At 72.5% G+C, this 26,570-nt stretch carries 37 protein-coding genes; 20 read left to right on the top strand and 17 right to left on the bottom strand.

Annotated features, from left to right (window positions below; genetic code table 11):
- Positions 1 to 5 precede the first annotated feature (5 nt).
- The 11 genes from QWY28_RS17610 to QWY28_RS17560 all read left to right on the top strand — a co-directional run bounded on the left by QWY28_RS17610 (position 6) and on the right by QWY28_RS17560 (position 8,749).
- The gene (locus QWY28_RS17610; RefSeq protein ID WP_300953880.1) at positions 6 to 707 is read left to right on the top strand and encodes a helix-turn-helix transcriptional regulator; all 702 of its coding nucleotides are present in this window, start codon (positions 6 to 8) and stop codon (positions 705 to 707) included.
- Positions 704 to 2,122 (top strand): Fe-S cluster assembly protein SufB, encoded by a 1,419-nt coding sequence (sufB, locus tag QWY28_RS17605; protein ID WP_300953879.1) that lies wholly within the window; start codon positions 704 to 706, stop codon positions 2,120 to 2,122. Before QWY28_RS17610 ends, sufB begins: the two co-directional genes overlap by 4 nt.
- Before the next feature lie 49 nt (positions 2,123 to 2,171).
- Entirely contained in the window at positions 2,172 to 3,374 is a 1,203-nt protein-coding gene (gene sufD, locus QWY28_RS17600; RefSeq protein ID WP_336622422.1) for a Fe-S cluster assembly protein SufD, read from the top strand.
- Positions 3,371 to 3,721, top strand: a complete 351-nt coding sequence (locus tag QWY28_RS17595; RefSeq protein ID WP_300953877.1) for a non-heme iron oxygenase ferredoxin subunit — start codon at positions 3,371 to 3,373, stop codon at positions 3,719 to 3,721. The genes sufD and QWY28_RS17595 overlap by 4 nt, the downstream gene beginning before the upstream one ends.
- Positions 3,718 to 4,479: a Fe-S cluster assembly ATPase SufC gene (gene sufC, locus QWY28_RS17590; protein WP_300953876.1), complete on the top strand. Its 762-nt coding sequence runs from the start codon at positions 3,718 to 3,720 to the stop codon at positions 4,477 to 4,479. Before QWY28_RS17595 ends, sufC begins: the two co-directional genes overlap by 4 nt.
- Positions 4,479 to 5,741, top strand: a complete 1,263-nt coding sequence (locus tag QWY28_RS17585; RefSeq protein ID WP_300953875.1) for a cysteine desulfurase — start codon at positions 4,479 to 4,481, stop codon at positions 5,739 to 5,741. Before sufC ends, QWY28_RS17585 begins: the two co-directional genes overlap by 1 nt.
- Before the next feature lie 3 nt (positions 5,742 to 5,744).
- Positions 5,745 to 6,194: a Fe-S cluster assembly sulfur transfer protein SufU gene (gene sufU, locus QWY28_RS17580; protein WP_300953874.1), complete on the top strand. Its 450-nt coding sequence runs from the start codon at positions 5,745 to 5,747 to the stop codon at positions 6,192 to 6,194.
- Entirely contained in the window at positions 6,191 to 6,574 is a 384-nt protein-coding gene (locus QWY28_RS17575; protein WP_300953873.1) for a metal-sulfur cluster assembly factor, read from the top strand. The genes sufU and QWY28_RS17575 overlap by 4 nt, the downstream gene beginning before the upstream one ends.
- A gap of 7 nt (positions 6,575 to 6,581) precedes the next feature.
- Positions 6,582 to 7,106: an ASCH domain-containing protein gene (locus QWY28_RS17570; protein WP_300953872.1), complete on the top strand. Its 525-nt coding sequence runs from the start codon at positions 6,582 to 6,584 to the stop codon at positions 7,104 to 7,106.
- A gap of 7 nt (positions 7,107 to 7,113) precedes the next feature.
- Positions 7,114 to 7,737, top strand: a complete 624-nt coding sequence (locus tag QWY28_RS17565; protein ID WP_300953871.1) for an acVLRF1 family peptidyl-tRNA hydrolase — start codon at positions 7,114 to 7,116, stop codon at positions 7,735 to 7,737.
- Positions 7,738 to 7,843: 106 nt separating this feature from the next.
- Positions 7,844 to 8,749 (top strand): phosphotransferase family protein, encoded by a 906-nt coding sequence (locus QWY28_RS17560; protein WP_300953870.1) that lies wholly within the window; start codon positions 7,844 to 7,846, stop codon positions 8,747 to 8,749.
- A 210-nt stretch (positions 8,750 to 8,959) separates the two neighbouring features.
- Here the strand turns inward: QWY28_RS17560 and ypfJ are convergent, their stop codons facing one another.
- The gene (gene ypfJ, locus QWY28_RS17555; RefSeq protein WP_300953869.1) at positions 8,960 to 9,910 is read right to left on the bottom strand and encodes a KPN_02809 family neutral zinc metallopeptidase; all 951 of its coding nucleotides are present in this window, start codon (positions 9,908 to 9,910) and stop codon (positions 8,960 to 8,962) included.
- A 67-nt stretch (positions 9,911 to 9,977) separates the two neighbouring features.
- Between ypfJ and abc-f the strand changes: the two genes are divergently transcribed.
- The 4 genes from abc-f to QWY28_RS17535 all read left to right on the top strand — a co-directional run bounded on the left by abc-f (position 9,978) and on the right by QWY28_RS17535 (position 15,102).
- Positions 9,978 to 11,576, top strand: a complete 1,599-nt coding sequence (gene abc-f, locus QWY28_RS17550) for a ribosomal protection-like ABC-F family protein (RefSeq protein ID WP_300953868.1) — start codon at positions 9,978 to 9,980, stop codon at positions 11,574 to 11,576.
- Between the two features lie 65 nt (positions 11,577 to 11,641).
- Entirely contained in the window at positions 11,642 to 12,445 is an 804-nt protein-coding gene (locus tag QWY28_RS17545) for an enoyl-CoA hydratase/isomerase family protein (RefSeq protein ID WP_300953867.1), read from the top strand.
- A gap of 10 nt (positions 12,446 to 12,455) precedes the next feature.
- Positions 12,456 to 14,330 (top strand): ABC transporter ATP-binding protein, encoded by a 1,875-nt coding sequence (locus QWY28_RS17540; RefSeq protein WP_300953866.1) that lies wholly within the window; start codon positions 12,456 to 12,458, stop codon positions 14,328 to 14,330.
- A gap of 13 nt (positions 14,331 to 14,343) precedes the next feature.
- The gene (locus QWY28_RS17535) at positions 14,344 to 15,102 is read left to right on the top strand and encodes an SDR family oxidoreductase (protein ID WP_300953865.1); all 759 of its coding nucleotides are present in this window, start codon (positions 14,344 to 14,346) and stop codon (positions 15,100 to 15,102) included.
- On the opposite strand, the gene QWY28_RS17530 is transcribed toward QWY28_RS17535, so the two are convergent.
- A complete protein-coding gene (locus tag QWY28_RS17530; protein ID WP_300953864.1) occupies positions 14,988 to 15,929 on the bottom strand; it encodes an SURF1 family cytochrome oxidase biogenesis protein in 942 nt (313 codons plus the stop codon). The two genes, QWY28_RS17535 and QWY28_RS17530, sit on opposite strands and share 115 nt — an antisense overlap.
- A gap of 88 nt (positions 15,930 to 16,017) precedes the next feature.
- On the opposite strand from QWY28_RS17530, the gene moaA reads away from it, so the two are divergent.
- Positions 16,018 to 17,016 (top strand): GTP 3',8-cyclase MoaA, encoded by a 999-nt coding sequence (moaA, locus tag QWY28_RS17525; RefSeq protein WP_300953863.1) that lies wholly within the window; start codon positions 16,018 to 16,020, stop codon positions 17,014 to 17,016.
- A 13-nt stretch (positions 17,017 to 17,029) separates the two neighbouring features.
- Here moaA and QWY28_RS17520 read toward each other — a convergent pair whose 3' ends face one another.
- Both QWY28_RS17520 and QWY28_RS17515 read right to left on the bottom strand, forming a co-directional pair.
- Entirely contained in the window at positions 17,030 to 17,236 is a 207-nt protein-coding gene (locus QWY28_RS17520; protein WP_300953969.1) for an acetone carboxylase, read from the bottom strand.
- A 10-nt stretch (positions 17,237 to 17,246) separates the two neighbouring features.
- A complete protein-coding gene (locus tag QWY28_RS17515) occupies positions 17,247 to 17,588 on the bottom strand; it encodes a DUF3099 domain-containing protein (RefSeq protein WP_300953861.1) in 342 nt (113 codons plus the stop codon).
- 58 nt (positions 17,589 to 17,646) lie between these two features.
- Between QWY28_RS17515 and QWY28_RS17510 the strand changes: the two genes are divergently transcribed.
- From QWY28_RS17510 to QWY28_RS17500, 3 genes are all read left to right on the top strand, one after another.
- Entirely contained in the window at positions 17,647 to 17,859 is a 213-nt protein-coding gene (locus tag QWY28_RS17510) for a dodecin (RefSeq protein ID WP_154611692.1), read from the top strand.
- 322 nt (positions 17,860 to 18,181) lie between these two features.
- Complete coding sequence (locus tag QWY28_RS17505) at positions 18,182 to 18,526, top strand: hypothetical protein (RefSeq protein WP_300953860.1); 345 nt, start codon at positions 18,182 to 18,184, stop codon at positions 18,524 to 18,526.
- A gap of 101 nt (positions 18,527 to 18,627) precedes the next feature.
- Positions 18,628 to 19,449, top strand: coding sequence for a tyrosine-type recombinase/integrase (locus QWY28_RS17500; RefSeq protein ID WP_300953859.1), 822 nt, complete (start codon positions 18,628 to 18,630; stop codon positions 19,447 to 19,449).
- A 163-nt stretch (positions 19,450 to 19,612) separates the two neighbouring features.
- Here QWY28_RS17500 and QWY28_RS17495 read toward each other — a convergent pair whose 3' ends face one another.
- Genes QWY28_RS17495 through QWY28_RS17440 form a run of 12 tightly spaced genes read right to left on the bottom strand, consistent with a single transcriptional unit; the run spans position 19,613 to position 25,110 of the window.
- Entirely contained in the window at positions 19,613 to 19,765 is a 153-nt protein-coding gene (locus QWY28_RS17495) for a hypothetical protein (RefSeq protein ID WP_300953858.1), read from the bottom strand.
- Between the two features lie 58 nt (positions 19,766 to 19,823).
- A complete protein-coding gene (locus QWY28_RS17490) occupies positions 19,824 to 20,651 on the bottom strand; it encodes a tyrosine-type recombinase/integrase (protein WP_300953857.1) in 828 nt (275 codons plus the stop codon).
- The gene (locus tag QWY28_RS17485) at positions 20,648 to 21,493 is read right to left on the bottom strand and encodes a hypothetical protein (RefSeq protein ID WP_300953856.1); all 846 of its coding nucleotides are present in this window, start codon (positions 21,491 to 21,493) and stop codon (positions 20,648 to 20,650) included. The genes QWY28_RS17490 and QWY28_RS17485 overlap by 4 nt, the downstream gene beginning before the upstream one ends.
- Positions 21,490 to 21,669 carry a hypothetical protein gene (locus QWY28_RS17480; RefSeq protein ID WP_300953855.1) on the bottom strand — a complete coding sequence of 60 codons (180 nt, stop codon included), beginning with the start codon at positions 21,667 to 21,669 and terminating at the stop codon, positions 21,490 to 21,492. Before QWY28_RS17480 ends, QWY28_RS17485 begins: the two co-directional genes overlap by 4 nt.
- Positions 21,666 to 21,944, bottom strand: coding sequence for a hypothetical protein (locus QWY28_RS17475; RefSeq protein ID WP_300953854.1), 279 nt, complete (start codon positions 21,942 to 21,944; stop codon positions 21,666 to 21,668). The genes QWY28_RS17480 and QWY28_RS17475 overlap by 4 nt, the downstream gene beginning before the upstream one ends.
- Entirely contained in the window at positions 21,941 to 22,072 is a 132-nt protein-coding gene (locus QWY28_RS17470) for a hypothetical protein (protein WP_300953853.1), read from the bottom strand. The genes QWY28_RS17475 and QWY28_RS17470 overlap by 4 nt, the downstream gene beginning before the upstream one ends.
- Positions 22,069 to 22,389, bottom strand: coding sequence for a hypothetical protein (locus tag QWY28_RS17465; RefSeq protein WP_300953852.1), 321 nt, complete (start codon positions 22,387 to 22,389; stop codon positions 22,069 to 22,071). The genes QWY28_RS17470 and QWY28_RS17465 overlap by 4 nt, the downstream gene beginning before the upstream one ends.
- A gap of 17 nt (positions 22,390 to 22,406) precedes the next feature.
- Complete coding sequence (locus tag QWY28_RS17460; RefSeq protein WP_300953851.1) at positions 22,407 to 22,604, bottom strand: hypothetical protein; 198 nt, start codon at positions 22,602 to 22,604, stop codon at positions 22,407 to 22,409.
- Positions 22,601 to 22,813 (bottom strand): hypothetical protein, encoded by a 213-nt coding sequence (locus QWY28_RS17455; RefSeq protein WP_300953850.1) that lies wholly within the window; start codon positions 22,811 to 22,813, stop codon positions 22,601 to 22,603. Before QWY28_RS17455 ends, QWY28_RS17460 begins: the two co-directional genes overlap by 4 nt.
- A complete protein-coding gene (locus QWY28_RS17450; RefSeq protein ID WP_300953849.1) occupies positions 22,806 to 23,543 on the bottom strand; it encodes a hypothetical protein in 738 nt (245 codons plus the stop codon). The genes QWY28_RS17455 and QWY28_RS17450 overlap by 8 nt, the downstream gene beginning before the upstream one ends.
- Positions 23,540 to 24,589, bottom strand: a complete 1,050-nt coding sequence (locus tag QWY28_RS17445; RefSeq protein ID WP_300953848.1) for a ParB/RepB/Spo0J family partition protein — start codon at positions 24,587 to 24,589, stop codon at positions 23,540 to 23,542. The genes QWY28_RS17450 and QWY28_RS17445 overlap by 4 nt, the downstream gene beginning before the upstream one ends.
- Complete coding sequence (locus QWY28_RS17440; RefSeq protein WP_300953847.1) at positions 24,586 to 25,110, bottom strand: hypothetical protein; 525 nt, start codon at positions 25,108 to 25,110, stop codon at positions 24,586 to 24,588. The genes QWY28_RS17445 and QWY28_RS17440 overlap by 4 nt, the downstream gene beginning before the upstream one ends.
- Positions 25,111 to 25,241: 131 nt before the next feature.
- On the opposite strand from QWY28_RS17440, the gene QWY28_RS17435 reads away from it, so the two are divergent.
- Positions 25,242 to 25,589, top strand: a complete 348-nt coding sequence (locus QWY28_RS17435; RefSeq protein WP_300953846.1) for a hypothetical protein — start codon at positions 25,242 to 25,244, stop codon at positions 25,587 to 25,589.
- A 38-nt stretch (positions 25,590 to 25,627) separates the two neighbouring features.
- Here QWY28_RS17435 and QWY28_RS17430 read toward each other — a convergent pair whose 3' ends face one another.
- Positions 25,628 to 26,545: a tyrosine-type recombinase/integrase gene (locus QWY28_RS17430; protein WP_300953845.1), complete on the bottom strand. Its 918-nt coding sequence runs from the start codon at positions 26,543 to 26,545 to the stop codon at positions 25,628 to 25,630.
- Between the last annotated feature and the right edge of the window lie 25 nt (positions 26,546 to 26,570).

Genomic DNA, 26,570 nt, shown 5'->3' with positions numbered 1-26,570 from the left:
GTGTAGTGGAATTCGACGAGACCCGCCCCGGCGGCGACCAGCCGACGCGTCAGCGCGTCGCCCGGTCGATCCTCGTCGACGGCCCGTCGACCGCCGCGGCGCTCGCGCAGCGCCTGGCGCTGACGCCCGCCGCGGTGCGGCGCCACCTCGACCAGCTGGTCGAGGAGGGTGCCGTCGAGGCGCGTGAGCCGCGCACGGTCGCGACCCGCGGCCGCGGCCGGCCCGCGAAGGTCTTCGCGCTCACCGAGCGGGGCCGCGACAGCTTCGACCAGCAGTACGACGACCTGGCCGTGCAGGCGCTGCGGTTCCTGCGCGAGACCGGCGGCGAGGACGCCGTCCGGGAATTCGCGAGCCGCCGCGTGGCGTTCATCCGAGAGCGGTTCGGCGAGGTCGCCGAGCAGCACCCGGAGCTCAGCCCGGTGGGGGCCCTGGCCCGCGTCCTGACCGACGAGGGCTACGCCGCCGCCGTGCGGGACGTGCCGGTGGGGGAGCAGCTGTGCCAGCAGCACTGCCCCGTCAGCCACGTCGCCCACGAGTTCCCCCAGCTGTGCGAGGCCGAGACCGAGGCGATCTCGGCGGTGCTGGGCAGCCACGTCCAGCGCCTGGCCACCATCGCCCACGGCGACGGGGTCTGCACCACCTGCATCCCCAGCACGAGCACCACCACGAGCACGTCCATCCAGGAGAAGGAGACGGTCACCCCATGACCTCCATCGAGGAGCTGAACCCCGAGCTCAAGGGCATCGGCCGCTACGAGTTCGGCTGGGCCGACCCGGACACCGCCGGTGCGACCGCCAAGCGTGGTCTTAACGAGGACGTCGTCCGCGACATCTCCGCCAAGAAGAACGAGCCGCAGTGGATGCTCGACCTGCGCCTGAAGGGCCTCAAGCTCTTCGACCGCAAGCCGATGCCGACCTGGGGCTCCGACCTCGGCGCGATCGACTTCGACAACATCAAGTACTTCGTGCGGTCCAGCGAGAAGCAGGCCGCCACCTGGGACGACCTCCCCGAGGACATCAAGAACACCTACGACAAGCTCGGCATCCCCGAGGCGGAGAAGCAGCGCCTCGTCTCCGGCGTCGCCGCGCAGTACGAGTCCGAGGTCGTCTACCACTCGATCCGCGAGGACCTCGAGGCCCAGGGCGTGCTCTTCCTCGACACCGACACCGCGCTCAAGGAGCAGCCGGAGCTGTTCAAGGAGTACTTCGGCACCGTCATCCCCGTCGGTGACAACAAGTTCTCCGCGCTCAACACCGCGGTGTGGTCCGGCGGCTCGTTCATCTACGTGCCCAAGGGCGTCCACGTCGACATCCCGCTGCAGGCCTACTTCCGGATCAACACCGAGAACATGGGCCAGTTCGAGCGGACGCTGATCATCGCCGACGAGGACTCCTACGTGCACTACGTCGAGGGCTGCACGGCGCCGATCTACTCCTCGGACTCCCTGCACTCCGCCGTCGTCGAGATCGTCGTGAAGAAGGGCGCCCGCGTCCGCTACACGACCATCCAGAACTGGTCGAACAACGTCTACAACCTCGTCACCAAGCGCGCGACCTGCGAGGCCGGCGCGACGATGGAGTGGGTCGACGGCAACATCGGCTCCAAGGTGACGATGAAGTACCCGGCCGTCTACCTCATGGGCGAGCACGCCAAGGGCGAGACGCTGTCGATCGCGTTCGCCGGCGAGGGCCAGCACCAGGACGCCGGCGCGAAGATGGTCCACGCCGCGCCGAACACCTCCAGCTCGATCCTGTCCAAGTCGGTCGCCCGCGGCGGTGGCCGGACGTCGTACCGCGGCCTGATCCAGGTCAACGAGGGCGCCCACGGCTCGAAGTCGAACGTGCTCTGCGACGCGCTGCTGGTCGACCAGATCAGCCGCTCGGACACCTACCCCTACGTCGACATCCGCGAGGACGACGTGTCCATGGGCCACGAGGCGAGCGTCTCGAAGGTCTCCGACGACCAGCTCTTCTACCTCATGTCGCGCGGCATGGAGGAGGACGAGGCGATGGCGATGATCGTCCGCGGCTTCGTGGAGCCGATCGCCAAGGAGCTGCCGATGGAGTACGCCCTCGAGCTCAACCGCCTCATCGAGCTCCAGATGGAGGGCGCGGTCGGCTGACGCCGGCTCCCGTCCCTCCCGCCGACCCAGAAAGACAGACGTAGTGACCGTGACTGACACCGACCCGGCCATCGCCCGCGACAGCGTCGCGAGCGCCCTGGAGCAGGACCGGGTGGAGTCCCACCTCAACCCCCCGCCGTCGTACGACCTCGCCGACCACCCGGTCCCGACCGGGCGCGAGGAGGTCTGGCGCTTCACGCCGCTCAAGCGGCTGCGCGGGATCCTCGACGGCGAGGCGTCCGACAAGCGGCTGCGCCGCGAGGTCTCCCTGCCCGACGGCGTGACGCTGAGCGACATCACCGCCGAGCAGGCGCGCGAGATCGGTGAGCTGGCGCCCAACGACCGGCCCTCCGCGCTGGCCGTCGCGAACGCCGGCGGCGCGGTGCTGCTGGACGTCCCGGCCGACCTCGAGGCCACCGAGCCGGTCGTCGTGACGCTGACCGGCGAGGGCGCCGAGGACCTCGTGTGGGGCCACGTCGTGGTCCGCCTGGGCCGGCACTCCAAGGCCACGATCGTGCTGCGCCACACCGGCTCGGCCCGGTACGCCGCCACCACGACCGTCGTCGTGGGCGACGGCGCCGAGCTGAACATGGTCTCGCTGCAGGACTGGGACGACGACGCGGTCCACCTGGGCCGCGACGCGATCCGGGTCGGCCGCGACGCGAGCGTCAAGCACACCTCGGTGAGCTTCGGCGGCGACGTGGTCCGGATGCACGCCAACGTCGAGTACGACGGTCCCGGCGGCGAGGCCGAGCTGCTCGGCCTGTACTTCGCCGACGCCGGCCAGCACCTGGAGCACCGGCTCTTCGCCGACCACAACCAGCCGCGGACGAAGTCCAACGTCGTCTACAAGGGCGCGCTGCAGGGCCAGGGCGCGCGCACGGTCTGGATCGGCAACGTGCTGATCCGCAAGGTCGCCGAGGGCATCGGGACCTACGAGGAGAACCGCAACCTCGTGCTCACCGACGGCTGCCAGGCCGACTCGGTGCCGAACCTCGAGATCGAGACCGGCGAGATCGAGGGCGCGGGCCACGCGTCCGCCACCGCCCGCTTCGACGACGAGCAGCTGTTCTACCTGCGCTCGCGCGGCGTCTCCGACGCCGAGGCGCGACGCCTGGTACTGCACGGCTTCTTCAACGACCTGATCCGCAAGGTCGGCATCCCCTCGCTCGAGGAGCAGCTGACCGACACCGTCGAGGCCGAGCTGGCCAAGAACGTCCTCGACGGCCTGCCGCCGGTGGGGGCCCCGTGACCTTCGAGCGCGCCTGCGCGCTGGCCGACGTGCCCGCCGACGAGGCGCTCGCCGTCACCGTCGGGGCGCACGACGTCGCCGTGGCGCGCGACGGCGACGAGGTGTACGCCCTGCAGGACCTCTGCTCGCACGCCTCGGTGTCGCTGAGCGAGGGCGAGGTCGCGGACTGCACCGTCGAGTGCTGGCTGCACGGCTCCCGCTTCGACCTGCGCACCGGCAAGCCCACCGGCCTCCCGGCCACCGAACCCGTCGCGACCTTCCCCGTGGAGGTCCGCGCCAACCCCGACGGCACGAGCGACGTCTACGTCGACACCACCACCACCCTGAACGGAGTCACCCCCTCATGAGCGAGCTCGTCATCAAGGACCTGCAGGTGTCCGTGGACACCGAGGACGGTCCCAAGGAGATCCTCAAGGGCGTCACGCTGACCATCGCGTCGGGCGAGACCCACGCGATCATGGGCCCCAACGGCTCGGGCAAGTCGACGCTGGCCTACTCGATCGCCGGCCACCCGAAGTACACGATCACCGGCGGGACCGTGACTCTGGACGGCGAGGACGTCCTGGCCATGTCGGTCGACGAGCGCGCCCGCGCCGGCCTGTTCCTCGCGATGCAGTACCCCGTCGAGGTCCCCGGCGTCTCGGTGTCGAACTTCCTGCGCACTGCGAAGACCGCCATCGACGGCGAGGCCCCCAAGCTGCGCACCTGGGTCAAGGACGTCAACGGCGCCCTCGAGCGGCTCAACCTCGACCCGACCTTCGGCACCCGCTCGGTCAACGAGGGCTTCTCCGGCGGCGAGAAGAAGCGTCACGAGATCGCCCAGCTCGAGCTGCTCGACCCGAAGGTCGCGATCCTCGACGAGACCGACTCCGGCCTCGACATCGACGCGCTCAAGGTCGTCTCCGCGGGCGTCAACCGCTTCCGCGAGCAGGAGGGCAAGGGCGTCCTGCTGATCACGCACTACACGCGCATCCTGCGCTACATCAAGCCGGACTTCGTCCACGTCTTCGTGGCCGGCAAGGTCGCGGCCTCCGGCGGATCCGAGCTCGCCGACGAGCTCGAGGCCGAGGGCTACGACAAGTACCTCAAGGCCGCGGCGGTCTGATGACGCTCCCCGGACTCCTCCCCGAGCTGGAGGTCATCCGCAAGGACTTCCCGATCCTCGAGCGCACGCTCGCGGGCGGGGTGCCGCTGGTGTACCTCGACAGCGCGAACACCTCGCAGAAGCCGCAGTGCGTGATCGACGCGATGGTCGACCACCTCGAGCGGCACAACGCGAACGTCGCCCGCGCCATGCACCAGCTCGGGGCGGAGTCCTCCGAGGCGTTCGAGAACGCCCGCGACGTCGTCGCGCGCTTCATCGGCGCCCCGAGCCGCGACGAGGTGGTCTTCACCAAGAACGCCTCCGAGGCGCTCAACCTGGTCGCGAACACGCTGGCCTGGGCGACCGGTGACCTGGCGATCGGTGCCGGCGACGAGGTCGTCGTCACCGAGATGGAGCACCACTCCAACATCGTGCCGTGGCAGCTGCTCACCGAGCGCAAGGGCGCCACGCTGCGCTGGTTCGGTCTCACCGAGTCCGGCGAGCTGGACCTCGCCGACATCGACTCGCTGATCACCGAGCGGACCAAGGTCGTCTCGCTGACCTGGGTCTCGAACATGCTCGGCACGATCAACCCGGTCGCGGAGATCGCCCGGCGGGCCCACGAGGTCGGCGCGATCGTCGTGGTCGACGCCTCGCAGGCCGCGCCGCAGCTGCCCGTCGACGTCACCGCCGTCGACGCCGACGTCCTGGTCTTCACCGGTCACAAGGTCGTCGGCCCGACCGGCATCGGCGTGCTGTGGGGCAAGCGGTCGCTGCTCGAGCAGCTGCCGCCGTTCCTCGGCGGCGGCGAGATGATCGAGACCGTCCGCATGGAGCGGTCGACGTACGCCGGCATCCCGCACAAGTTCGAGGCCGGCACCCCGCCGATCGTGGAGGCCGTCGGCCTCGGCGCCGCGCTGGAGTACCTCGCCGCGGTCGGGATGGAGAACATCCACCGCCACGAGCAGGCCATCACGGCGTACGCGCTCGAGGGCCTGGCGACGATCCCCGGCCTGCGGGTGCTCGGCCCGCTGGACGTGACCCGGCGCGGGGGAGCGGTGGCGTTCGAGATGGACGGCGTGCACCCCCACGACATCGCCCAGGTGCTCGACTCCCGCGGCGTCGCCGTGCGGGCCGGTCACCACTGCGCCAAGCCGGCCCACGCCCGGTTCGGGGTACAGAGCTCGACCCGCATGTCGTCGTACCTCTACACGACCCCCGCGGAGATCGACGCCCTCGTCGAGGGCCTCGAGCACACCCGCGCGTACTTCAAGGTGGGCTGAGAGATGAACGCCGAGCTCGACTCGCTGTACCAGGAGATCATCCTGGACCACTACAAGAACCCGCACCACGCGGGCCTGCGCGAGCCCTACGAGGCCGAGGTGCACCACGTGAACCCGACCTGCGGCGACGAGGTGACGCTGCGCGTCCACATCGCCGACGGCACCGTCGCCGACGTCTCCTACGACGCCGTCGGCTGCTCGATCTCGCAGGCGTCCGCGTCGGTGCTGACCGACCTCGTGATCGGCAAGCCGGTCGCTGAGGCCATGTCGGTCCACGAGGAGTTCCTGACCCTGATGCAGGGCAAGGGGACCGTGGAGCCCGACGAGGACGTGCTGGAGGACGGCATCGCCTTCGCCGGCGTCGCGAAGTTCCCCGCGCGCGTCAAGTGCGCGCTGCTGTCGTGGATGGCATGGAAGGACGCCACCGCCCGATCCCTGGAGGAGACCCGATGACCGAGCTCGACCACTCCGACCTGCCGGAGGTCCCCGAGGCCACCGGTGCCGCCCCCGCCGCCGGCTCGTCCACCGTCTCGGTGGACGAGGTCACCGAGGCGATGAAGGACGTCGTCGACCCCGAGCTGGGGATCAACGTCGTCGACCTCGGCCTCGTGTACGACGTGCACGTCGACGAAGGCTCGAACGTCGTGCTGGACATGACGCTGACCTCGGCGGCCTGCCCGCTGACCGACGTCATCCAGGACCAGACCAACGCCGCGCTCGAGGGCCTGGTCAACGACGTCGCGATCAACTGGGTCTGGATGCCGCCGTGGGGCCCGGACAAGATCACCGACGACGGCCGCGAGCAGCTGCGCGCCCTCGGCTTCAACGTCTGAGTCGGCGGTGAGCGACGAGGCGGCCGTCGCCGGCGGGTCGCCTGAGGTCGAGACCTTCTGGGTGCTCGCGCGGCGGCAGGCCAAGCTGGAGCGGCTGCCGGCGTACTTCGGCCCGTCCGGGCTGGTCTCGCTGCCGCCCCCGGCGTGGTCCTTCGGGGCCACGCCGGAGCAGGCCGACGAGCTGGCCGAGCTCGTCGCCGCCGGGCGCAAGACCGCGACCGCCAGCGCGGCGGAGGACTACGCGCTCGAGGGCGAGCCGCTGCCCGAGGTCGGCACGCTGGGCATCGTGCTCGACGGCGGTGGCCACCCGCGGGCTCTCGTCTCGACGACCGAGGTGCGGGTCGTCCCCTTCAGCGAGGTCGACGAGGACCACGCGCACGCCGAGGGCGAGGGCGATGGGTCGCTCGGCTCGTGGCGCGCCCGGCACGAGGCGTTCTTCCGCGACGTCGACCCCCACGCGCGGGGCTTCCGACCGGACATGCCGGTCGTGCTGGAGCGCTTCCGGGTGCTGCACCCCAAGCCGCCGCGGTGACGCTCCCGTGACCGCGGGTGGCGGGCCGGTGCTCGTGCCGGCCGAGCGCTGGGCACGGTGGGTGCTGAACTTCCAGGGCCGCCACGGCGCGACCGCGCTCGCCGTGGTCGACGGCGGGCTGGCCGGCACCGCCGCGGACGGTTCCGACTTCACCGCGCGGCTGCCGTTCGAGCAGGCGTACGCCGGCCTGCCGGACGCCGAGGCGTTCGCGGGCGCGAGCATCCCGCCGGCGGACTGGGGCGTGCTGCTCGTCCGCAAGGGCGGCTTCGCCGTCGCCCGCGTCTCGGGCACGTCGGTGGTCGACTCCAAGGTCGGCCAGCGGCACGTGCAGGGGAGGACCAAGGCCGGCGGGCAGAGCCAGCAGCGGTTCGCCCGCCGGCGCGACAACCAGGCGCGCGCCGCCTACGAGGCCGCGGCCGGCCACGCCGCCCGCGTCCTCCACGGCCTGGGGGGTCCGCTGGTCACCGGCGGGGACCGGCCGGCGGTCGAGGAGGTGCTGGCCGGGCCGCCGCTCGACCGGCTCACCGTCGTCGGTCCCTGGCTCGCCGTACCCGATCCTCGGCGGGCGGTGCTCGACCAGGCGGTCCTCGACGCGTGCGCGGTGCAGGTGCGCGTCCACAACGCCTCGTGATGCCGACCGTGCGGTGGAGCGCACGCTGGGCAGCACGAGGCGGCAGGGCACCGGCCCCCTGCGCGCCTGCGTGACGCGGGGCACCCCGGTGGCTAGCGTCCGGGCCATGTGGCAGCCCGAGCCGGGGTGGCTGGCGATGCCCGGCGGGAGCGGTCCGTCGACCGTCGGCGTCTGGCGCACGGTCCTCGGCGACCAGCCGGTCGTGGTCAAGCGCCTCGCGCGCCCGGCCCCCGGCGACCCCGACGAGCTCTCCGACCCCCACCACGCGGCGTACTGGCGGCGCCCCGCGGACGTGCTCACCTCCGGTCTCGTGGTCGCCACGCCCGGTCTGCGGGCGGACCCGCAGGCCGCCGCCGAGGAGGACGCCGACGGCATCACGCTGACCCAGGTGTGGGTCGAGGACGCCGCCAACAGCGGCCTGTTCGTGGCGCGCTGCCTGGGCCGGTTCGCGGGCGCCGCGCTGGCCGGACCGGCGCTGGCGCGCGACCAGCTGCGCGGCCGGGTGCGCCGGGTCGAGCGCGGTGGCGGCTGGCGAACCCTGGCCCGGACCACGGTCGCCGACGTCGCCGACCACCTGTGGGGACGGCGCTCGGCGCTCCTCGCTGAGCTCGACGCGCTGCCCCAGGTCGCCCAGCACGGCGACCCCACGCCGGCGAACCTGCCCGGTTGCGACGGCGACGACGTCGTCGCGATCGACTGGGGCACGCTCGGGCACGGCCCGGTGGGGGCGGACCTCGGCTACTACTCGCTGCAGGCCCGCGAGGAGCTCGACCCGCTCGTGGAGGCCTACCTCCTGGGGCTTCCGGACGGGCTCGCGACGCCCGAGCAGGTGCTGCACGGAGCCCGGGTGACCGCCGTGCTCACCGCCCTCAACCGGGCGGAGTGGGCGCTCGCCCGCGTCGCCGGGGGCGAGGGCGCCCTCGCCGGGAAGTACCGCCACCCGGCCGTCGCCCCCCACCTGCGCGCGCTGCAGCGGCAGGCGGCCCACGTCGAGGCGCTGCTCCGGGGCTGAGTCGCTCGGGGTCGGCGGGCCGAGCAGCACGTTTCATCGGCCGGCCGACGAACCTCCCGGTTGGCCGATGAAGTTCCATCGTCCGAGCGACAGTTTCATCGGCCGGCCGACAAACCTCCCGGTTGGCCGATGAAGTTCCATCGGCCGAGCGACAGTTTCATCGGCCGGCCGATGAAGCTTCCGGGAAGTGCGCCCGACCTCCGTCGCGCCTCAGAGGCGGTCGGCGGCGAAGGTGTCGCAGGCGTCGAGGGAGCCGGAGTCGAAGCCGGTCTCGAACCAGCGCACCCGCATCTCGGCGGACCCGTGGGTCCAGGACTCCTCGGTCACCTGGCCCTGGGTCTTCTCCTGGATCCGGTCGTCCCCGACGGCCCCCGCGGCCGCGACCGCCTCCTCGACGTCCTGCCGGGTGAGCTCGGAGATAAGCACGTTGCCGTCGGCGTCCTCGGTGGACGTCGCGGCCCGCGCCCACATGCCGGCGTAGCAGTCGGCCTGCAGCTCCAGGCGCACCGCGTCGCTCGTCGGACCCTGCTGGGTCCGCACGCGGCTCATGGTGTCGAGGAGGTTCTGGATGTGGTGGCCGTACTCGTGGGCCAGGACGTACGGCTCGACGAACCCGCCGCTGGGTCCGCCGAGCTGCCGCTCGAGCACGGCGTCGAAGAACGTCGTGTCGAGGTAGATCGAGGAGTCGCCCGGGCAGTAGAACGGCCCGACGTCGGAGGTCGCGCCGCCGCAGCCGGTCTGCGTCGAGCCGGAGAAGGTCGCGAGCTGCTCGACCGGGCGGAACCGGTCGCCGAGCTCGTCGGACCAGAAGTCGTGGAGGGAGTTCTCGACCGCCACGCGCGCGCAGTCGACGTCGTCGTTCGCGTCCTCGCCGGTCCGGCAGTTCTCGTACCGGTCGCTCCCGGCGAACCGGCTGGTGTCGTACGCCGACGACGACCCGCCGCCCAGCCCCGGGACGCCGCCCCCGACGCACTGGGTGAGCACCAGGAACAGCACGACGACGATCACGCCGCCGATGCCACCTCCGGCGCGCATGCCCCCGGGGATGGGCATCCGGGCGCCGCCCATGGACCCGCCGCCGCGGCCGAACCCCCCACCGCCGCCGCGCCCGCGGTCGCGGACCCGACCGGTGTCGAGACGGGCCTTGGGGTTGAAGCGCATGGTGACTCCTCACACGTGCGAACCGGTTCGTGGCTGGGCCCGTACCCCAACTAGACTCGGTGCCCTCATGATCACCGCCACCCAGCTGGAAGTCCGAGCGGGCGCGCGACTGCTCATGGAGAACGTCGGCTTCCGGGTCGCGCCCGGGGACAAGATCGGTCTGGTCGGGCGCAACGGCGCCGGCAAGACCACGCTGACCAAGATCCTCGCCGGCGAGGGCCAGCCCGCGAGCGGGACGGTCACCACCACCAGCGACGTCGGCTACCTGCCGCAGGACCCCCGCACGGGCGACCCGGAGGTGATCGCCCGCGACCGCATCCTGTCCGCGCGCGGGCTCGACGACGTCGTACGCCGCCTGCGCGACGCCGAGACCGCGATGGGCAGCGACGATCCGGCCGTCCGCGACAAGGCGATGCGCCGCTACGAGCGGGCCGACGCCGAGCTGCACGCCGGCGGCGGGTACGCCGCGGAGTCCGAGGCCGCGGTGATCGCGCACAGCCTGGGCATCGAGGACCGGATCCTGGCCCAGCCGCTCAAGACCCTCTCCGGCGGCCAGCGGCGCCGCGTCGAGCTGGCGCGGATCCTCTTCTCGGGCGCCGAGATCCTCATCCTCGACGAGCCCACCAACCACCTCGACGCCGACTCGATCGTGTGGCTGCGCGACTTCCTCAAGGCCCACCGCGGCGGGTTCATCGTGATCAGCCACGACAACGGCCTGCTGGAGGAGACGGTCAACAAGGTCCTCCACCTCGACGCCAACCGCGGCGTCATCGACGTGTACAACATGGGTTGGAAGGACTACCTCGTCCAGCGCGAGACCGACGAGCGGCGCCGCAAGCGCGAGCGCGCCAACGCCGAGTCCAAGGCCAAGACGCTGACCGACCAGGCGAACAAGATGCGGGCCAAGGCCAGCAAGGCCTCGGCCGCCCAGTCGATGCTCAAGCGCGCCGAGAAGATGATGGCCGGGCTCGAGGGCGAGCGGCAGGCCGACAAGGTCGCGCGGATCGCCTTCCCGAAGCCGGCGGCGTGCGGGAAGACGCCGCTCACCGCGGAGGGGCTGTCGAAGTCCTACGGGTCGCTGGAGGTCTTCACCGACGTCGACCTCGCCATCGACAAGGGTTCGCGCGTGGTCATCCTCGGCCTCAACGGCGCGGGCAAGACCACGATGCTGCGGATCCTCGCCGGCGTCGACCGCGCGGACACCGGCGAGGTCGTGCCGGGCCACGGGCTCAAGGTCGGCTACTACGCCCAGGAGCACGAGACGCTCGACACCGACCGGACCGTGCTGGAGAACATGCAGTCCGCCGCGCCGCAGCTCACCGACACCGAGGCCCGCTCGGTGCTCGGCTCGTTCCTCTTCTCCGGCGAGGACGCCCACAAGCCGGCCAAGGTGCTCTCGGGTGGGGAGAAGACCCGCCTCGCGCTGGCCTCGCTCGTGGTCTCCAGCGCCAACGTGCTGCTGCTCGACGAGCCGACCAACAACCTCGACCCCGCCTCGCGCGAGGAGGTGCTGGCCGCGATCCGCACCTACGAGGGCGCGATCGTGCTGGTCACCCACGACGAGGGCGCCGTGCGCGCGCTCGAGCCGGACCGGGTGCTGCTGCTGCCCGACGGCGACGAGGACCTCTGGAACGAGGAGTACGCCGACCTCGTCTCGCTCGCCTGAGCGTCCGGTCGATCGACGGCCGCCCCGCGGCCGGGTCGTCGGTGGCCGCACCTAGGCTCCGGCTCATGACGACACCCTCACCGCAGATGCTCGCCGCGGCGGGCCTGCAGCTGGACCTGACCGGTCCGGTCGCGACCATCACCCTCGACCGGCCCGACGTGCGGAACGCGCAGACACCGGCGATGTGGCGCGCGCTGGCCGACCTCGGGGACGCGCTGCCCGGCGACGTACGTGTCGTGGTGGTGCGGGGCAACGGGGCCGCCTTCTCCGCGGGCCTCGACCGGCGGCTGCTGGACCCGTCGTCGGTCGGCGGCGCGGAGGAGTCGGTGGCCGGGCTGGTGATGCTGTCCGACGAGGAGCTGTCGGCGACGATCGACGCCTACCAGCGGGGCTTCACGTTCCTGCGCGACCCGCGGTTCGTCTCGGTGGCCGCGGTGCACGGCTACGCCATCGGCGCCGGCTTCCAGCTCGCGCTCGCCTGCGACCTGCGCGTCGTCTCGACCGACGCCCAGCTGTCGATGAAGGAGGCGGCCCTCGGCCTGGTGCCGGACCTGACGGGAACAAAGCCGCTGGTCGACAGCGTTGGCTACGCCAGGGCACTGGAGATCTGCGCGACCGCGCGGATGGTGGGTGCCGACGAGGCCGTGCGGATCGGCCTGGCGCTGGCCGCCGTGCCGACCGAGCAGCTGGACTCGACGGTCGCCGACCTGGTGCAGGCCCTGGTCGCGCCCCTCCCGGGCGCGGTCCGCGAGATCAAGGCGCTCCTCCAGGGGGCGCAGGAGCGGGACCTCGAGACGCAGCGGCGCCTCGAGCGCGAGGCGCAGGTGCGCCGGTTCCGCGAGATGGCCGCCCTCGCGGGAGGCCGGTGAAGGAGCAGCGATGTCGGGGATGTACGGCGCGGGCGCCGCGTGGCGCCACCTGAGGTCCGACCGCAGCGTGGTCGACAACCGGATCACCGGCGCGACGCTGCGCCGGGTGCTGGGGTTCGCCCGCCCGCACCGGCGCACCATCGCCGTCTTCCTGGTCCTGACCGTGATCGACGCGGCGATGGTCGTGGTGACCCCGCTGCTGGTGCAGCGGGTCGTCGACGACGGCATCCTGCAGGGCGACGGGGGACTGGTCACGGTCATCGCGCTGGCGATGGCCGGCGTCGCCGTGGTCAACGCGTTCCTCGCGGTGCTCGGCGGGTGGCTGTCCTCCCGGATCGGGGAGGGCCTGATCTACGACCTCCGCACCCAGGTCTTCGGCCACGTCCAGCGGCAGTCGCTCGCGTTCTTCACCCGCACCCAGACCGGTGCGCTGGTCTCGCGGCTCAACAACGACGTGATCGGCGCGCAGCGGGCGTTCACCTCCACCCTGTCCAGCACCGTGTCGAACACGATCGCCGTCCTGGTCGTGGGCGTCGCGATGTTCGCGCTGAGCTGGCAGGTCACCCTCCTGTGTCTGGCGATGTTCCCGATCCTCTTCGGCGTCTCCCGGTTCGTCAGCTCCAAGCTCGCCGGGCTGACCCGTCGGCAGATGGACGGCAACGCCGACCTCGGCAACGTGATGACCGAGCGGTTCAACGTCGGCGGCGCGATGCTGCTCAAGCTCTTCGGCCGCCGCGGCGAGGAGGACGCGCTGTTCGCCACGAAGGCGGCGAACGTCCGCGACCTCGGTGTGCGGATCTCGCTGATCACCCGCATCTTCGGCGCCTCGATGATGCTGGTGCCGGCGCTGGCCACGGCCCTGGTGTACGGCGTCGGCGGCCAGCTGGCCATCGACGGCACGCTCACCGTCGGCACGCTCCTGGCCCTGGCCACGCTGCTGCTGCGGCTGCTCGGCCCGCTGCAGGGTCTCTCCAACGTCCGCATCGACGTGATGACGGCGCTGGTGAGCTTCGAGCGCGTCTTCGAGGTCCTCGACCTGCCCTCGCTGGTGCGCGAGAAGCACGGTGCGGTCGCGCTGCCGCCGACGGCGTCGCGGCTGGAGTTCGACCACGTCTCCTTCAGCTACCCCCGTGCCGACGACGTCTCCCTGGCGTCGCTCGAGACCGTCGCCCGCGTGGAGTCGCGGGAGTCCGGGCAGGTGCTCCACGACATCTCCTTCGTCGCCGACGCCGGCCAGATGATCGCCCTGGTCGGCCCCTCGGGCGCCGGCAAGACGACGGTCACGCACCTGGTCGCGCGGCTCTACGACGTCGACGGCGGAACGGTGCGCGTCGGCGGGCACGACGTCCGTGACGTCACCCTGCAGTCGCTCGAGGACGCCGTCGGGTACGTCACCCAGGACGCCCACATGTTCCACGACACGATCCGGGCGAACCTGCTCTACGCCCGGCCCGGTGCCACCGACGAGCAGGTCTGGGAGGCCCTGGAGGCCGCCCAGGTCGGCGCCCTGGTCCGCGCCCTGCCCGACGGGCTGGACACGGTCGTCGGGGACCGCGGCTACCGCCTCTCCGGCGGGGAGCGCCAGCGCCTGGCCATCGCCCGCCTGCTGCTCAAGGCTCCCTCGATCGTGGTGCTCGACGAGGCCACCGCCCACCTCGACTCCGGCTCCGAGGTCGCCGTCCAGCGGGCGCTCGATGCTGCGCTGGCCGGCCGCACCTCGCTGGTCATCGCCCACCGGCTCTCCACGGTCCGCAACGCCGACCTCATCCTCGTGCTGCAGGACGGCCGGATCGTCCAGTCGGGCACCCACACCCAGCTGCTGGCGCAGGGCGGGCTGTACGCCGATCTGTACCGGACCCAGCTGGTCGAGGACGTGCCCGCGTGAGCCGGGGCCGCTGATGGACCTGCAGCTGGCCGACCGCGTCCTCCTCGTCACCGGTGGCGCCCGTGGGCTCGGTCGCGCGACCGCGGAGGTGCTCGTCGAGGAGGGGGCTCGCGTCGTGCTGTCGGGCCGCTCCGAGGACACGCTCGCGGCCGCCCGGGAGGCGCTCGGGCCGGAGCGGGCGGCGACCGTCGTGGCCGACAACGCCGACCCGGCGACGCCCGCCCGGCTCGTCGAGGCGGCCCACCGCGCCTTCGGACGGCTCGACGGCGCGCTGGTCAGCGTCGGCGGCCCGCCGGCGGGGTCGGTGCTGGAGGCGACCGACGACCAGTGGCACGACGCCTTCGACGCGGTGTTCCTCGGCGCGGTCCGGATCTGCCGGGCTGTCGTCGGGGCGCTGCCCGAGGGCGGGTCGCTCGCGCTGGTGCTGTCCTCGAGCGTCCGGTCGCCCTTGGCCGGGCTGGCCCTCTCCAACGGGCTGCGCCCCGGCCTGGCGATGGTCGCCAAGACGCTGGCCGACGAGGTCGGGCCACGCGGCGTACGCGTCAACGGGCTGCTGCCAGGAAGGGTCGCGACCGACCGGGTGGCCGAGCTGGACGCTCGCGCCGGCGACCCCGCCGCTGTCCGCGCGCAGGCCGAGGCGTCGATACCGCTGCGGCGCTACGGGCGGCCGGAGGAGTTCGGCCGTGCGGCGGCGTTCCTGCTCTCGCCGGCGGCGTCCTTCGTCACCGGCGTGATGCTGCCGGTCGACGGCGGGGCGCTGCGCGCGCTCTGAGCGCCCCGGGTCGCGGCCTCCCGCGGCGGGCGCGGGGGACGCTTGCCGGTGCGCGGGTCGGCCTTCGGACGCGGCGGTCGCTTGCCGCCGCGCTGGCCGTGCGGGCCCCGCTTGAGCTCGTCGTAGGCGAGGTAGAAGAACCCGAAGATGGCGAGCAGCCCGAAGAACCACCACTGCAGGCCGTAGAAGAAGTGCGGCCCGTTGTCCTGCTCGGGCAGCTCGCGCGGCGTGAGCGCCTCCGCGGGCGCCGGATCCTCCGAGCGCAGGTCGACGAACCCGCCGTACGTCGGACGGTCGATCGCCTCGCCGATCTCCTCGCTGGACACCGCGCGGGTGCGGCCGTCGACGACCCGGGTGCTGTCGCCGGTGCCGTCGGCGCGGACGTACCCGGTGACGGTCACCTCGCCGGCCGGCGGCGCGGGGACGTCGGTGTCGTCACCGCCGCGGTTGTCCGAGGCCATCCAGCCGCGGTCCACGACCACGGCGGTGCCGTCGGCGGTCACCAGCGGTACGACCACCTCGATGCCGGACGCCCCGTCGCGGGTGCGGTAGCGCACGATGACGGTCTCCTCGACGGCGTACTCACCGGTGGCGGTGACCACCCGCCACTCGTCCTCCTCGGCGACGTCGCCGCCGGGGGAGAGGACCTCGGCGACCGGGGCCGGCTCGAGGTTCTCGTTGCGCTCGACGACGGCGTTGGTCTCCTTGCGCTCGTCGAGGCGGTGGAACTGCCAGTTGCCCAGCCACCACGTCGCCCAGGCGACCACGACGATCGCGACGGCGAAGAGCGCCCAGCGCCGACTCAGCAGGACCTGGAACCGACGCACCTCTCGAGGTTATCCGGGCGGCCACCGCGACCCACGCCCCGGTCGCCGTGATCCTCGACTCCCAGGGTGCGCCGCCTAGACTGCGGGGGTGACGACGAGACCCCTCGAGGACCGGTACGGCCGCGTGGCCACGGACCTGCGCGTCTCGCTGACCGACCGGTGCAACCTGCGGTGCAACTACTGCATGCCGGCCGAGGGCCTGGACTGGCTGCCCGACGACTCGGTCCTGACCGACGACGAGGTCGTCCGGCTCATCGGGATCGGCGTGCAGCACCTCGGGATCCGTGAGGTGCGCTTCACCGGTGGCGAGCCCCTCGTCCGCCGCGGGCTGGTCGGGATCGTCGAGCGGACCCGCGCCCTCGGCCCCGACCTCGAGCTGTCCATCACGACCAACGCGCTCGGCCTGGCCCGGACCGCCGACAAGCTCGCGGCCGCGGGGCTGGACCGGGTCAACGTCAGCCTCGACAGCGTCCGCGCCGAGACCTTCCACACGATCACCCGCCGCGACCGGCTGCACGACGTGGTCGCCGGCCTCGAGGCCGCCCAGGCGGCCGGGCTCGGACCGGTCAAGGTGAACGCGGTCCTGCTGCGCGGCACCAACGACGACCAGGCCGGCGAGCTGCTGGCCTGGTGCCTCGAGCGCGGCTACGAGCTGCGGTTCATCGAGCAGATGCCGCTCGACGCCCAGCACGGCTGGTCGCGCACCGGCATGGTCACCGCCGAGGAAATCTTCGAGACGCTGGCCCGCGACTTCGTGCTCACCCCCGCCGTGGAGCCCCGCGGCAGCGCGCCGGCGGAGCTCTTCCTCGTCGACGGCGGCCCCGGGACCGTCGGCGTCATCGCCTCGGTGACCCGGCCGTTCTGCGGCGACTGCGACCGCGTCCGCCTGACCGCGGACGGCCAGGTGCGCAACTGCCTGTTCGCCCGCGAGGAGTCCGACCTGCGGGCAGCGCTCCGGTCGGGGGCCGCGGACGACGAGATCGCCGACCGCTGGGTCGTGGCGATGCGCGGCAAGCGCGCCGGCCACGGGATCGACGACCCGGCGTTCCTGCAGCCGGACCGGCCGATGTCGGCCATCGGCGGCTGACCTACCCGGCTTCCTACGTCGGGGTGGGCCCCGGCTCGTGCGGGACGACGTCCTTGAGGAAGCCGCGCGCGCCCAGGAAGTCCGAGAGCGTGGAGCGGTGCACATCGCACGCCAGCCACACCTTGCGCCGGTCGGGGGTGTGCAGCTTCGGGTTGTTCCACTGCAGCTGCCACGAGGCCGGGGCGGAGCACCCCTTGGCCGAGCAGGTGTCGGGCTCCATCACGCGAGGATCATCGCGCGGCGCGCCCGACCTCCGGCTCGCGGGGGCCGACGGCCAGCTGCGGGGCGCCGTACGCCGCGTCCTGCAGCGCGAACCCCTCCTTGCGCGTGGCCTGCACGTTGGCCAGCACGACCGCGACGTACGGCAGCAGGATCGCGCCGGCGATGAGGAACGGCCAGACCAGGTCCCACCCGGCGAGGGCCGTCACGACGGCGCCCACGAAGCAGATCGAGCGGATGCTCATCGACAGCAGGTACCGCCGCTGGCGGGCGGCGATGTCGGCGTTGCGGCTGGAGGCCGCCGTGGTGATGCGAACCGCGTCGTCGCGGTCCCTGCGCTGGTCGCGGGCCATGTCCTCCAGCGTACGTCGCTAGAGTGCGCTTCCCACGCGTCCCACCGGAAGGCTCACCATGACGAACCGCACGTACCGCGTCACCGAGATCGTCGGCACCTCGCCGGACGGGATCGACGAGGCCATCCGCAACGGCGTGGAGCGCGCTGCGCGCACCCTGCGGCACCTCGACTGGTTCGAGGTGACCCAGGTCCGCGGCCAGGTCAAGGACGGGACGGTCGAGCACTTCCAGGTCGGCATCAAGGTCGGCTTCCGCCTCGAGGACGACTGAGCCCAGCCGCTCCCGGGCCGTTCCCGGGCGCGCCGTCCGGCGCATTCGGCGTACCTATGGGTACGTCGCAAACGCTCCCGGTCGCCTCGGCGCTGCTGATCGATCGGCTCCGAAGCGCCCGCGCGTACCGCGAGGCGGCGCAGGAACGCGCCCTGGCGCAGGCCGCGGAAGCCTCGCGCGCCGGTGCTGCGACGCAGGCGGCGCGGCCGCGGACGAAGGTCGTGGAGCTCGCGGGGCGGCCGCGCAGTGCCCGGGGGATCGCTGATCAGGTCCCCGGCGCCGCCGCGGCCTCCGTGCTGATGTTCCGTGGGCGGAGCGCGTGATGGTCGTCGACCTGCGGGTGGCGGCGACGTCCTGGGGGGACGCCGCGGCCGAGACCTGCTGGTGCATGAAGCCCGTTCGGGGACCGGTTGCCCGCCAGGGTGAGGTGCCTCCGCACAACTGTCTCGAGTGCTCCGTCGAGCACTGCCAGGTCGCTGGGGATCTCCGGCGGTGCGAGTTCGGCCTGTGCCGCGCCGAGGCGGAGTACGTCGTCGACCGGCGCGACGGCGAGGATCCCGCGCGGGTATGTCTGCTGCACGTATCGGCCCGCACCGACTGGGGGACCGTCGAGACCGTCGAGCCGATGGTGTGGCCGCTGTTCGAGGAGAGGCTCGGCGCCGCATGAGCGCAGGCCGCGCGCCGGGGTCTAACCCAATCGGGGCAGCTGGCAATCTCGCCCGTCGGGGCGTGCCGCTGCGCGCCGTGCCACCGATAGGTAAAGAGCGCATGGACCTCTTAACCTACGAATCCTGGCTCACGGAACACGGGCTTTGTCGCAACACCGTCGACCAGCGTGTCGCGTTCGTCGGCCGCCGGCTCAAGGCGTGGGGCACGCTCGACCTGCCTCCGAGCTTCGTCGTCGAGTGGCTGCTCGGATACCGCGGATGGACGAGACGGACGTACCTGATGCACCTGCGATCGGTGTACGCCTGGATGGTCGAGACTGGGCAGATCGAAGTATCGCCGGTCTCGAAGATGCGGCCGCCGCCGACCCCTGCTCCTCGGCCGCGGCCGCTCACCGCGGATGCGCTGAACGAGGCGATGAGCGCCGCGCAGGGGCACCTTCGGACGTGGCTCCTTCTCGGGTATCTGCTGGGGCTGCGCTGTCACGAGATCGCGAAGGTCCGCGGCGAGCACGTGAGCGAGACGACCTTCTACGTTCTCGGGAAGGGCGGCCGGGAGGCCGAGCTGCCGACGCACCCCGCGTTGTGGGCGCTGGCGCAGGAGTACCCACGGACCGGCTGGTGGTTCCCCTCGGTTCAGGCGCGCCGCGACTACATCAGCGAGTCGCAGATCGGCAACAAGGTCCGGGCACACTTCCGCGAGCTCGGGATCGAGTCGGGGTCGGTGCATAGGCTCAGGCACACGTACTGCACGACGCTGGCGCGGAACGGTGTGCAGCCCCGGGTCATCCAGGAGCTGATGAGGCACAGCTCGCTCGACACGACGATGCGGTACATGGACGTCCTGTCGGAGGAACGCGCCGCCGCGGTCCGCACTCTGTCCCCGGGCTGGACGACCACGCCGGCCGATCAGCCGGCCGCCTGAGCGTGCCCGCCACCTTCGGTCCCGAGAACTGGTACTTCCCGGGCCCGAGTTGGGGGAACTTGGCGCACCTGGGTCGGGGGCGGGGCCCCGGGGACTGGTACTCCCCGGGGCACCGCGTCCGAGTCGCCCGCCCGGGGGTGCTAGGCGCAGGGGGTCTCGTTCGTCAGTCGTCGTAGTCGCGCACGTACCGCGTCAGGGCTCGGATGATGACCTCTGTGAGCGTCTCGCCTCGGTCGCCAGCCTTCCGCTTCGCAGCCTGCCACAGTTCCTCCGGCACGCGGACGCCGTGCTTGGGCGTCTTGGGCGCGTTCGGCACGGCGGGGACGCTAGTGGCGGGTGTGGCCACACCCGAGGGCCGCCGGACGCTGAGGGGGCTAGCGGGCGATGGCTTCAGCAATGACGTCGAGGTCCTCGTCGCTGGTTGCCGCGTACCTGGTCGTCGTCGCGACACTCTCGTGGCCGAGGAAACGGGCGACGGCGAGCAGGTTGCCGTTGGTCGCGGCCAGGCCGACCGTGGCCGCGCGGTGTCGCAGCCAGTGGAAGGTGCCGTCGACGTCGGCAGCCTTGATCGCCCGGTTCACCTTCCGCTGCAGCACGTCGGGGGTGTACGGCTCGCCACCGGCCGTGACGATGTTGCCGCGGTCTCCCGGGCAGGGTGGGCCGATCGCGTCGTACAGCGTGGGCGACAGCGCGATCAGCCGCTCCTTCTGGCCCTTGCCGTGCACGCGGATCCGGCGGCTCTCGAGGTCGATGTCGGCCCAGTCGGCGACCGCGGCCTCGGCGACCCGCATCCCGCCGAACGCGCCTAGCGCGACGGCGCGGCGCAGCTCGCCCTCGAGGGTGTCGAGGAGCTTCATCACCTCCGCACGGGAGGCGGGGTGAGGCAGCGCGGTCGGGATCTTCGGAGCGTCGAGGCGGAGGGTGGGGTCGTCGGCGCGGTGGTCCCAGCGCGCCGCCCACCGGTAGAACGAGCGGAGGTGCGCGAGGTTGGCTGACCGGGTGGTCTCCTTGAGGTGGGACCTGGTCGCCCACCACGCCTCGACCTCCTCCCGGGTGGCGGTGCCGGGGTTGCCGACCGACCGCAGCACGCTGAGGCGGGCCTTGACGGTGTTCGCGGGCACGCGCTCGCGGGTCATGTGCTCGAGCCAGAGCGTGGCCATCGGGTCGAGTCCGCTCGTGGAGAACGTCGGGGGAGCGGTCACGCGCTGCGCTCCGTGGTGAGCTGCTGCAGGTCGGCGAGCGCGCCGGTGAAATCGTCGAGGCCCGCGAGGAGGCTGTCGGCGGCGCGGCGCAGGTGGTCCTGGGCGTACCGCGCGGCGCGACTGGGTTCGGTGATCGCCGTGGCGGTCTCCGCGACCCTGAGCGCGGCGACGGCGGTGGCCGGGTCGATGTGGTCGTGGTCGTCGAGCCACAGTCCGACGCGGGACCCGAGCAGGTTCTCCAGCCGGTCGAGCGTGTCGAGGCGGCGGCGGACGTCGGCCGGCAGCTCGCCGCGTTCGCGGTCCTGCTGGCGCTGTGCGGCGCGCTGCTTGAGCTCGGCCCGGATCTTCTCCTCCAGTTCGGCCCGGGTCGCGGCCTGTTCCTGGACGCGGAGGGTGTCGAGGCGCGCGAGGATGGACCGGACGGCGTCCCAGGCGGGCTGGCGGTCGGGCCAGTGTGCGGCCCGTTTCGCGATCTCCATCCGGGTCCCGCGGCCCGGGTACATCAGACCCCACTGGGCGGGGACCTCGGCGACGGGCACAACGTCGGGTCCGGCCGCGACGATCCACCACTCGTGGCAGTTGTCAGCCCAGAAGTCGGCCTTCCCGGCCTTGTCGAGCTCGCGTCGCCAGTCGGGTCGGGACACCTTGATCTCGTGGCCGACGAGCACTCGGCCGGACGCGGAGGTGAAGCCGACGTAGAGCGCATCGGCGCGCGACTGGCGGCCGTTGCCGTTGATGCCGCACTCGGGCACGAACACGCCGCCAGGGAAGGCGTCGCCCGGCTTGATGTAGTGCCGTCGGAGCCGGGCCAGGAGGTCGGCGGTCTGCTCGCGGGCGCTCATGCGAGCCTCGCGGTGATCCGCACGATGTCTGCCCGGGCCTCGAGCCGCTTCGCAGCGAGGTCGAGGGCGCTGTCGCCGTTGCAAGTCGACTCGTGCGAGGGGCGGTCCTTGTCGTCGTCCTTCGTCCACCCGCGGAGTTTCCACCGGCGGTTCTCGACGTCGCGCGGCGCGGTCACCGGCCCGCCCCGCAGGTCGCGAAGTGCGGCATGGCCAGGTACTCCAGCGGGCGCTGCGCGGTCTCCCCGGTGCCGAGGACGCGGGCGTACAGCCGGCCCGGGCGGACCGGGTCGAGCGCGACGTTTCCGTCGGGGTGCTCGACTGGGTCCACCGGCATCGGCTTCCCGCCGGGACCGCCCGCCCGGGCCTGGGTCTTCGCCCACACCACGGTCGCGCCACAGCGGCGACACCGCGCCTTCGTGCCCGGGATGGTGCGCCACTCGACCGCGGTCATTGGACGTCTCCGGCGTGCTCGATGTGCGCGTGCATCGCGACGTCGGCGGGAAACACCCGTAGGCCGCATCCCAGCGCGCAGCGCGCGCCGAGCAGCCGGTTGAGGAACCGGGCGAGCAGGCCGGTCACGAGCGCTCGTCCCGCTCTGGTGGGTGCGGGTGGACCGCGCCGGTGATCTGCTCGTACACCTCGGCGAGCAGGCGCTGCCGTTCGGCCTCGGAGGTCTCCTCGACGGCTGAGGTCGGCGTCCAGGCGGTGTAGGCGGCCCGGCGCGTGAGGACGCGCGTGGCCGCTACGGCGCGGTCCCGGCGCTGAGTGGCGAGGAACAGGTCGCGCTGGGACTCGTGCTCGAACGGCCCGTACTGCGACGTCGGTCCCTTCGCGCCAGCGGCTCTCCAGTCCGCCCAGGTGACCTCGACAGCCCACTCGGTGATCCACTCCTCCACCGGAGGGGCCCCGGACGTCACTGCTGCCCCCGCTCGACGTGCCAGTCGACGAGCTGTGACGCCTCGGCGACGGTGGTGCCGAATGCGGCGGCGTACCACTCGGCGAGGTCCTGGCCGGCGGTGACGCGGTGCGGCCGCTCGGCGGGCTTGAGCGGGCCGAGCTCGCGTGCGGCCGCGAGCAGGGTCTCCACCCGCGGTGTCGCCCCGGCGGTCATCGGCGTGCCCTTCGCCGGCGCGCCCGTCGTCTGCGGTGGTAGGCCTGGCCGTCGATCGGCAGCGCGCGGGGGTGGGGCTCGTCGACGAGCCGCAGCTGGCCGCGGGTGATGGTCCACCGGCTGACGAACTCCAGCACCGCGGCCAGCGTCTCCCGGTAGGGGGTCGTGTCGAGGACGGGGACCAGCACCTTGAGCCGGGGGTCAGCCATCGGAGCGGCCGTCCAGAGCGTCGGCCGCGTCGTTGAGCAGCTTCGTGACGGTCGCGGTGAGGTTGGAGCCGAGGCAGCGGGCGTGCTCGACGTTCCGCGCCGCGTCGCGCAGGTAGCGGGCGTCCGCCTGGTCGACCGGCATGCCCTCGGGCCCGTACAGGACGTGCGGCCGAGGGACCGTGATGGTCGCCGCGGCCGTCAGCCGCTCGAGCCCGGTGACCTGCGCAGCGGTGAGCCCGCCGAGCGCCGCCGTTGTCGGCGGGCACGTCGGGCACGCGGCGACCGGTGCCGTCCACGACGTGCCGCAGTGCACGCACGTGTTCTTGAGCTGCGGTCGCTCGGGCGCCGGCGCGTAGCTCTCCTCGAAGATGTCGGCCCGGCACGGGTAGAACTCGCCCTGGACGCCGCGGACGACCCACTCGCCCTCCAGCACGATCAGCGGCGAGCTGTGGAGGGTGACGGCCGGCGGTAGCTCGAGTCCGAGGACGGAGCCCTCGAACGGCTCGTCGGCGACCCGCACGGTGCGTTCGTGCCCGTCGCCGGCGACCTGCCGGACGTACCGGCCCCGGGGCTGGTCGGGACCATCGCCGACGCCGACGAAGCTGCACACCTCGTTCCACGTGTCCCAGCCGAGCCGCATGGCCTCGATCTCGACGGGGCGCTTGATGAACTTCATCGTGCTCGGGTTCCTCTGCTCGGGGCCGCGGAGCGTCGCGGCCGGTCGGGTCACGGCTCGGTCCGGTCGGGGTCATGGGCCTGGCCGCACAGCGCGCACCGGCTGGTGCGCGCGGAGTGTTGGTGGAGCGCCTGGCGCTCGTCGGCGCGGATGACCGACTCCCAGCACTCGCCGCAGCCGACGCCGCCGACCGAGTTCCGGCCGCGCGACTTGTGGTTCAGGCGGCGGCAGCGGGCGCGGACCTTGCTGGCCAGGTCGTGCTCGACGCCGAGGTGCGGGGATCCGGTGGAGCCGGGCTTGCGGACCTTCCCGGCGGCGAGCCGGCCGCGGCGGATGCCGTCGCCGAGGTTGAGCTCGCCGGCGCGGATCGCGTCCTGGTCGGCGGGCGGCAGGTCGAGCAGCGCGAGGCGACCGGAGACGTGCACCTGGGTGCGGCCGATCAGCGAGGCGAGCTGGGTGTGGGTCCGGGTGCCGTGGTCGGTCTCGAGCCGCTTGAGCGCGCGCGCCTCCTCGATCGGGTCGAGGCCGGCGCGCTGGCCGTTCTCGACGAGCATCGCGGCGAGGACATGGTCGGGCGCCATGTCCGGCTTGATGATGACCGGCACCTCGGACCAGCCGAGCAGCTTGAGGGCGGCGTGCCGGCGGTGGCCGGCGAGGATGACCAGCCGGCCCGCGTGCCGGCGCACGACGATCGGCTGGAGCAGGCCGACGCCGGTGATGGACTCCGCGAGCTCCTCGATGCCCTCGAGCCGGTCGCGAGGGTTGTCCGGGTCCGGGTGGACGTCGCCGACCCTGACCGTGGCCAGGCGGCCTTCCGCCGGCAGTTCGTCGACGGCGTCGTCGTTCGACGGCGCCTCTCCGGGCGGTGGGCGGTGGGCGGCCTCCTCGAGCTCGCGGGCCTTGGCCAGCATCCGCTCCGTGTCCGGGTAGCCGGCGCGCTCGACGATGCGCTGCACCACCTGGAGCGTGAGGTGGAAGCGGTGCGCGATCTCCGGCAGCGCGTGCCGCGGGAACCGCGCACCGGCGACGGCGCGGATCAGCTCGACCTGGATGTGCCGCGGGGTCGCGTCGATCGGCGCGGCGGCGGACGAGGCGGTCACTGGTCGGCCTCGATGTCGATGCCAGGGCTGAGCACGTCGTGCGCCAGGACGTCCGCCCACGCGCGCCACTTCCCGTCCGACCCGACCCAGGGGCGGCCGTCGTCGCGCGGGGCGCGGACATGGGTGTGACCGTTGAGGTCACGGACCACGGCCCCCGGCAGAACCGGCTCCAGCGGAGCGGGCAGCAGCGACCGAAGTGCCTGCTGGGTCGCTGACACCCACCACGAGTCACTCAATGGAGTGACGCCCGTGCCGTGGCCAGCGCCTACTGGCGCGACGACCCGCTGAGGGACCATGTCGGTGAGGGCGCGGATGAGCTGCTCGACCTGGACCTCGTCCTCGGGGTCGATCAGCAGCAGCGGCCGAACCTGGACAGGGTCAGCGGCGTGGAAGTGGCCATCGCCGAACGCGCACGCCCAGCGGTTGGCCTCGGTGAGCACAGCGACGCCCTCGGCGCCGGCGGTGTGCTTGACGGCGGCGACGGTTCCGGGAGGCCAGGAGCCGTGGCCGGTCGCGGTCACGTGAAGGTGATCATGACGTCCAAGGTGCCACGCGCTGCCCCCGGTTTCTCGCGACACGCGGACCGTCGAAACGGATAATGTCTGTTATCGGTCACCGGCCCAGGCGGGCGACCAGCCTTACGCTGAGCGGCATGACCATGCCCCAGCGGCTCGCCGCGGCCCTGGCCGTGCTCCTTCTCGCCGGCGCTATCGCGGCGACCTTCCTGCCCACATTCCCGCAGGGCGCCACCTGCGGAACGTGGCTCAGTCCGGAGTGGAAGTCGGACCAGAGCGACGAGCTGGTCGACGACTTCCTCGAGCTCGGGGCAGTCGGCGACGCCGCCAGCGTCCGCCTACGACAGCGGCTGTGCGACGACGCGCTGGGTACGCGGCGGACCGTCAGCCTTGTGCTTCTAGGCGCGGCCGTGCTCGTCCCCGGGGCGGTTCTCCTCGTGGCCGGCGGCCGCCGCCGCGACGAGGTCCGCGGCGAGCCGGCCTGAGCGCTCGCCGCGGCCGCCGCCGCCTGGCCTCCGGATCTCTAGACGGCCAGCCGCGCCGCCACCTGGTGGACCGGGTGGCGGTAGGTGTTGACGTGCCCGAGGTCGTAGTGCCGGCTGGTGGTGCGCGGGTCGGCGTGGCGGGCGAACTCCTGGACGTCGCGGACGGACATGTTCATGTTGAACGCCTCGGTGATCGCCATGGCGCGTAGGAGGTGCGGGTTGATGTGCCGGGTCAGGCCCTGCTTCATCGCGCGGCGGTTGACCGTCTCGACCAGGCCGGTGGCGCCGTGGCGGGTGAGCGGTGAGACGCCGTCGCGCTGGGTGATGATCGGGCCCTCGTCGCGGCCGTTGCGGACGCGCTCGAGGACGGGCAGCAGCGGCATGGGCACGGGCGTCGTGCGGGTGCCGCCGCCCTTCTCGGTGAACGTGATGGTCGGCATGCCGCGCTCGTAGCCGGTGAAGTTCTCGAACCGGAGGCTGGCGGCCTCGCTGATGCGCAGCGCCATCGAGGAAAGGAACGCGACGAGGCAGTGGTGCCGGGGGCTGGTCTCCTTGGCGACCTCGAGGAACAGGTTGAGCTCGCGCTGGGCGACGATCTCCTTCTTGGTGTGCTCGACCTTCGGAAGCGCCACGCGGCGGGCCGGGTCGAAGGTGATGCGGCGGTCCCAGACCGCGAAGTCGTAGAAGCCCTTGACCGGTGTCATGGCCGTGTGGACCGAGGAGGCCTTGAGGCCGCGCTCTTCGATGAGGTGGCGGACGTAGAACTCGATGTGCGTGCGCTGAACGTCGTGCAGCGGGTGGAAGCCGTGGGCCTTGCACCAGTCGATGAACAGGCCGAGGTGGTACTTGTACAGCTTGAAGGTGTTCGCGCTTCTTGCGCGGCCGAGGTAGCTGATGATGGCCATCGTCAGCTCGTCCGTGCCGGCGGCGGGCAGCGGAAGGGTAGCGTGCGTCATGGGTTGCTCCTGTGTGCTCAGGGGT

This window comes from Nocardioides oceani (assembly GCF_030412965.1).
Lineage (GTDB): Bacteria > Actinomycetota > Actinomycetes > Propionibacteriales > Nocardioidaceae > Nocardioides > Nocardioides oceani.
This window is presented reverse-complemented; position numbering and strand designations above follow the sequence as displayed.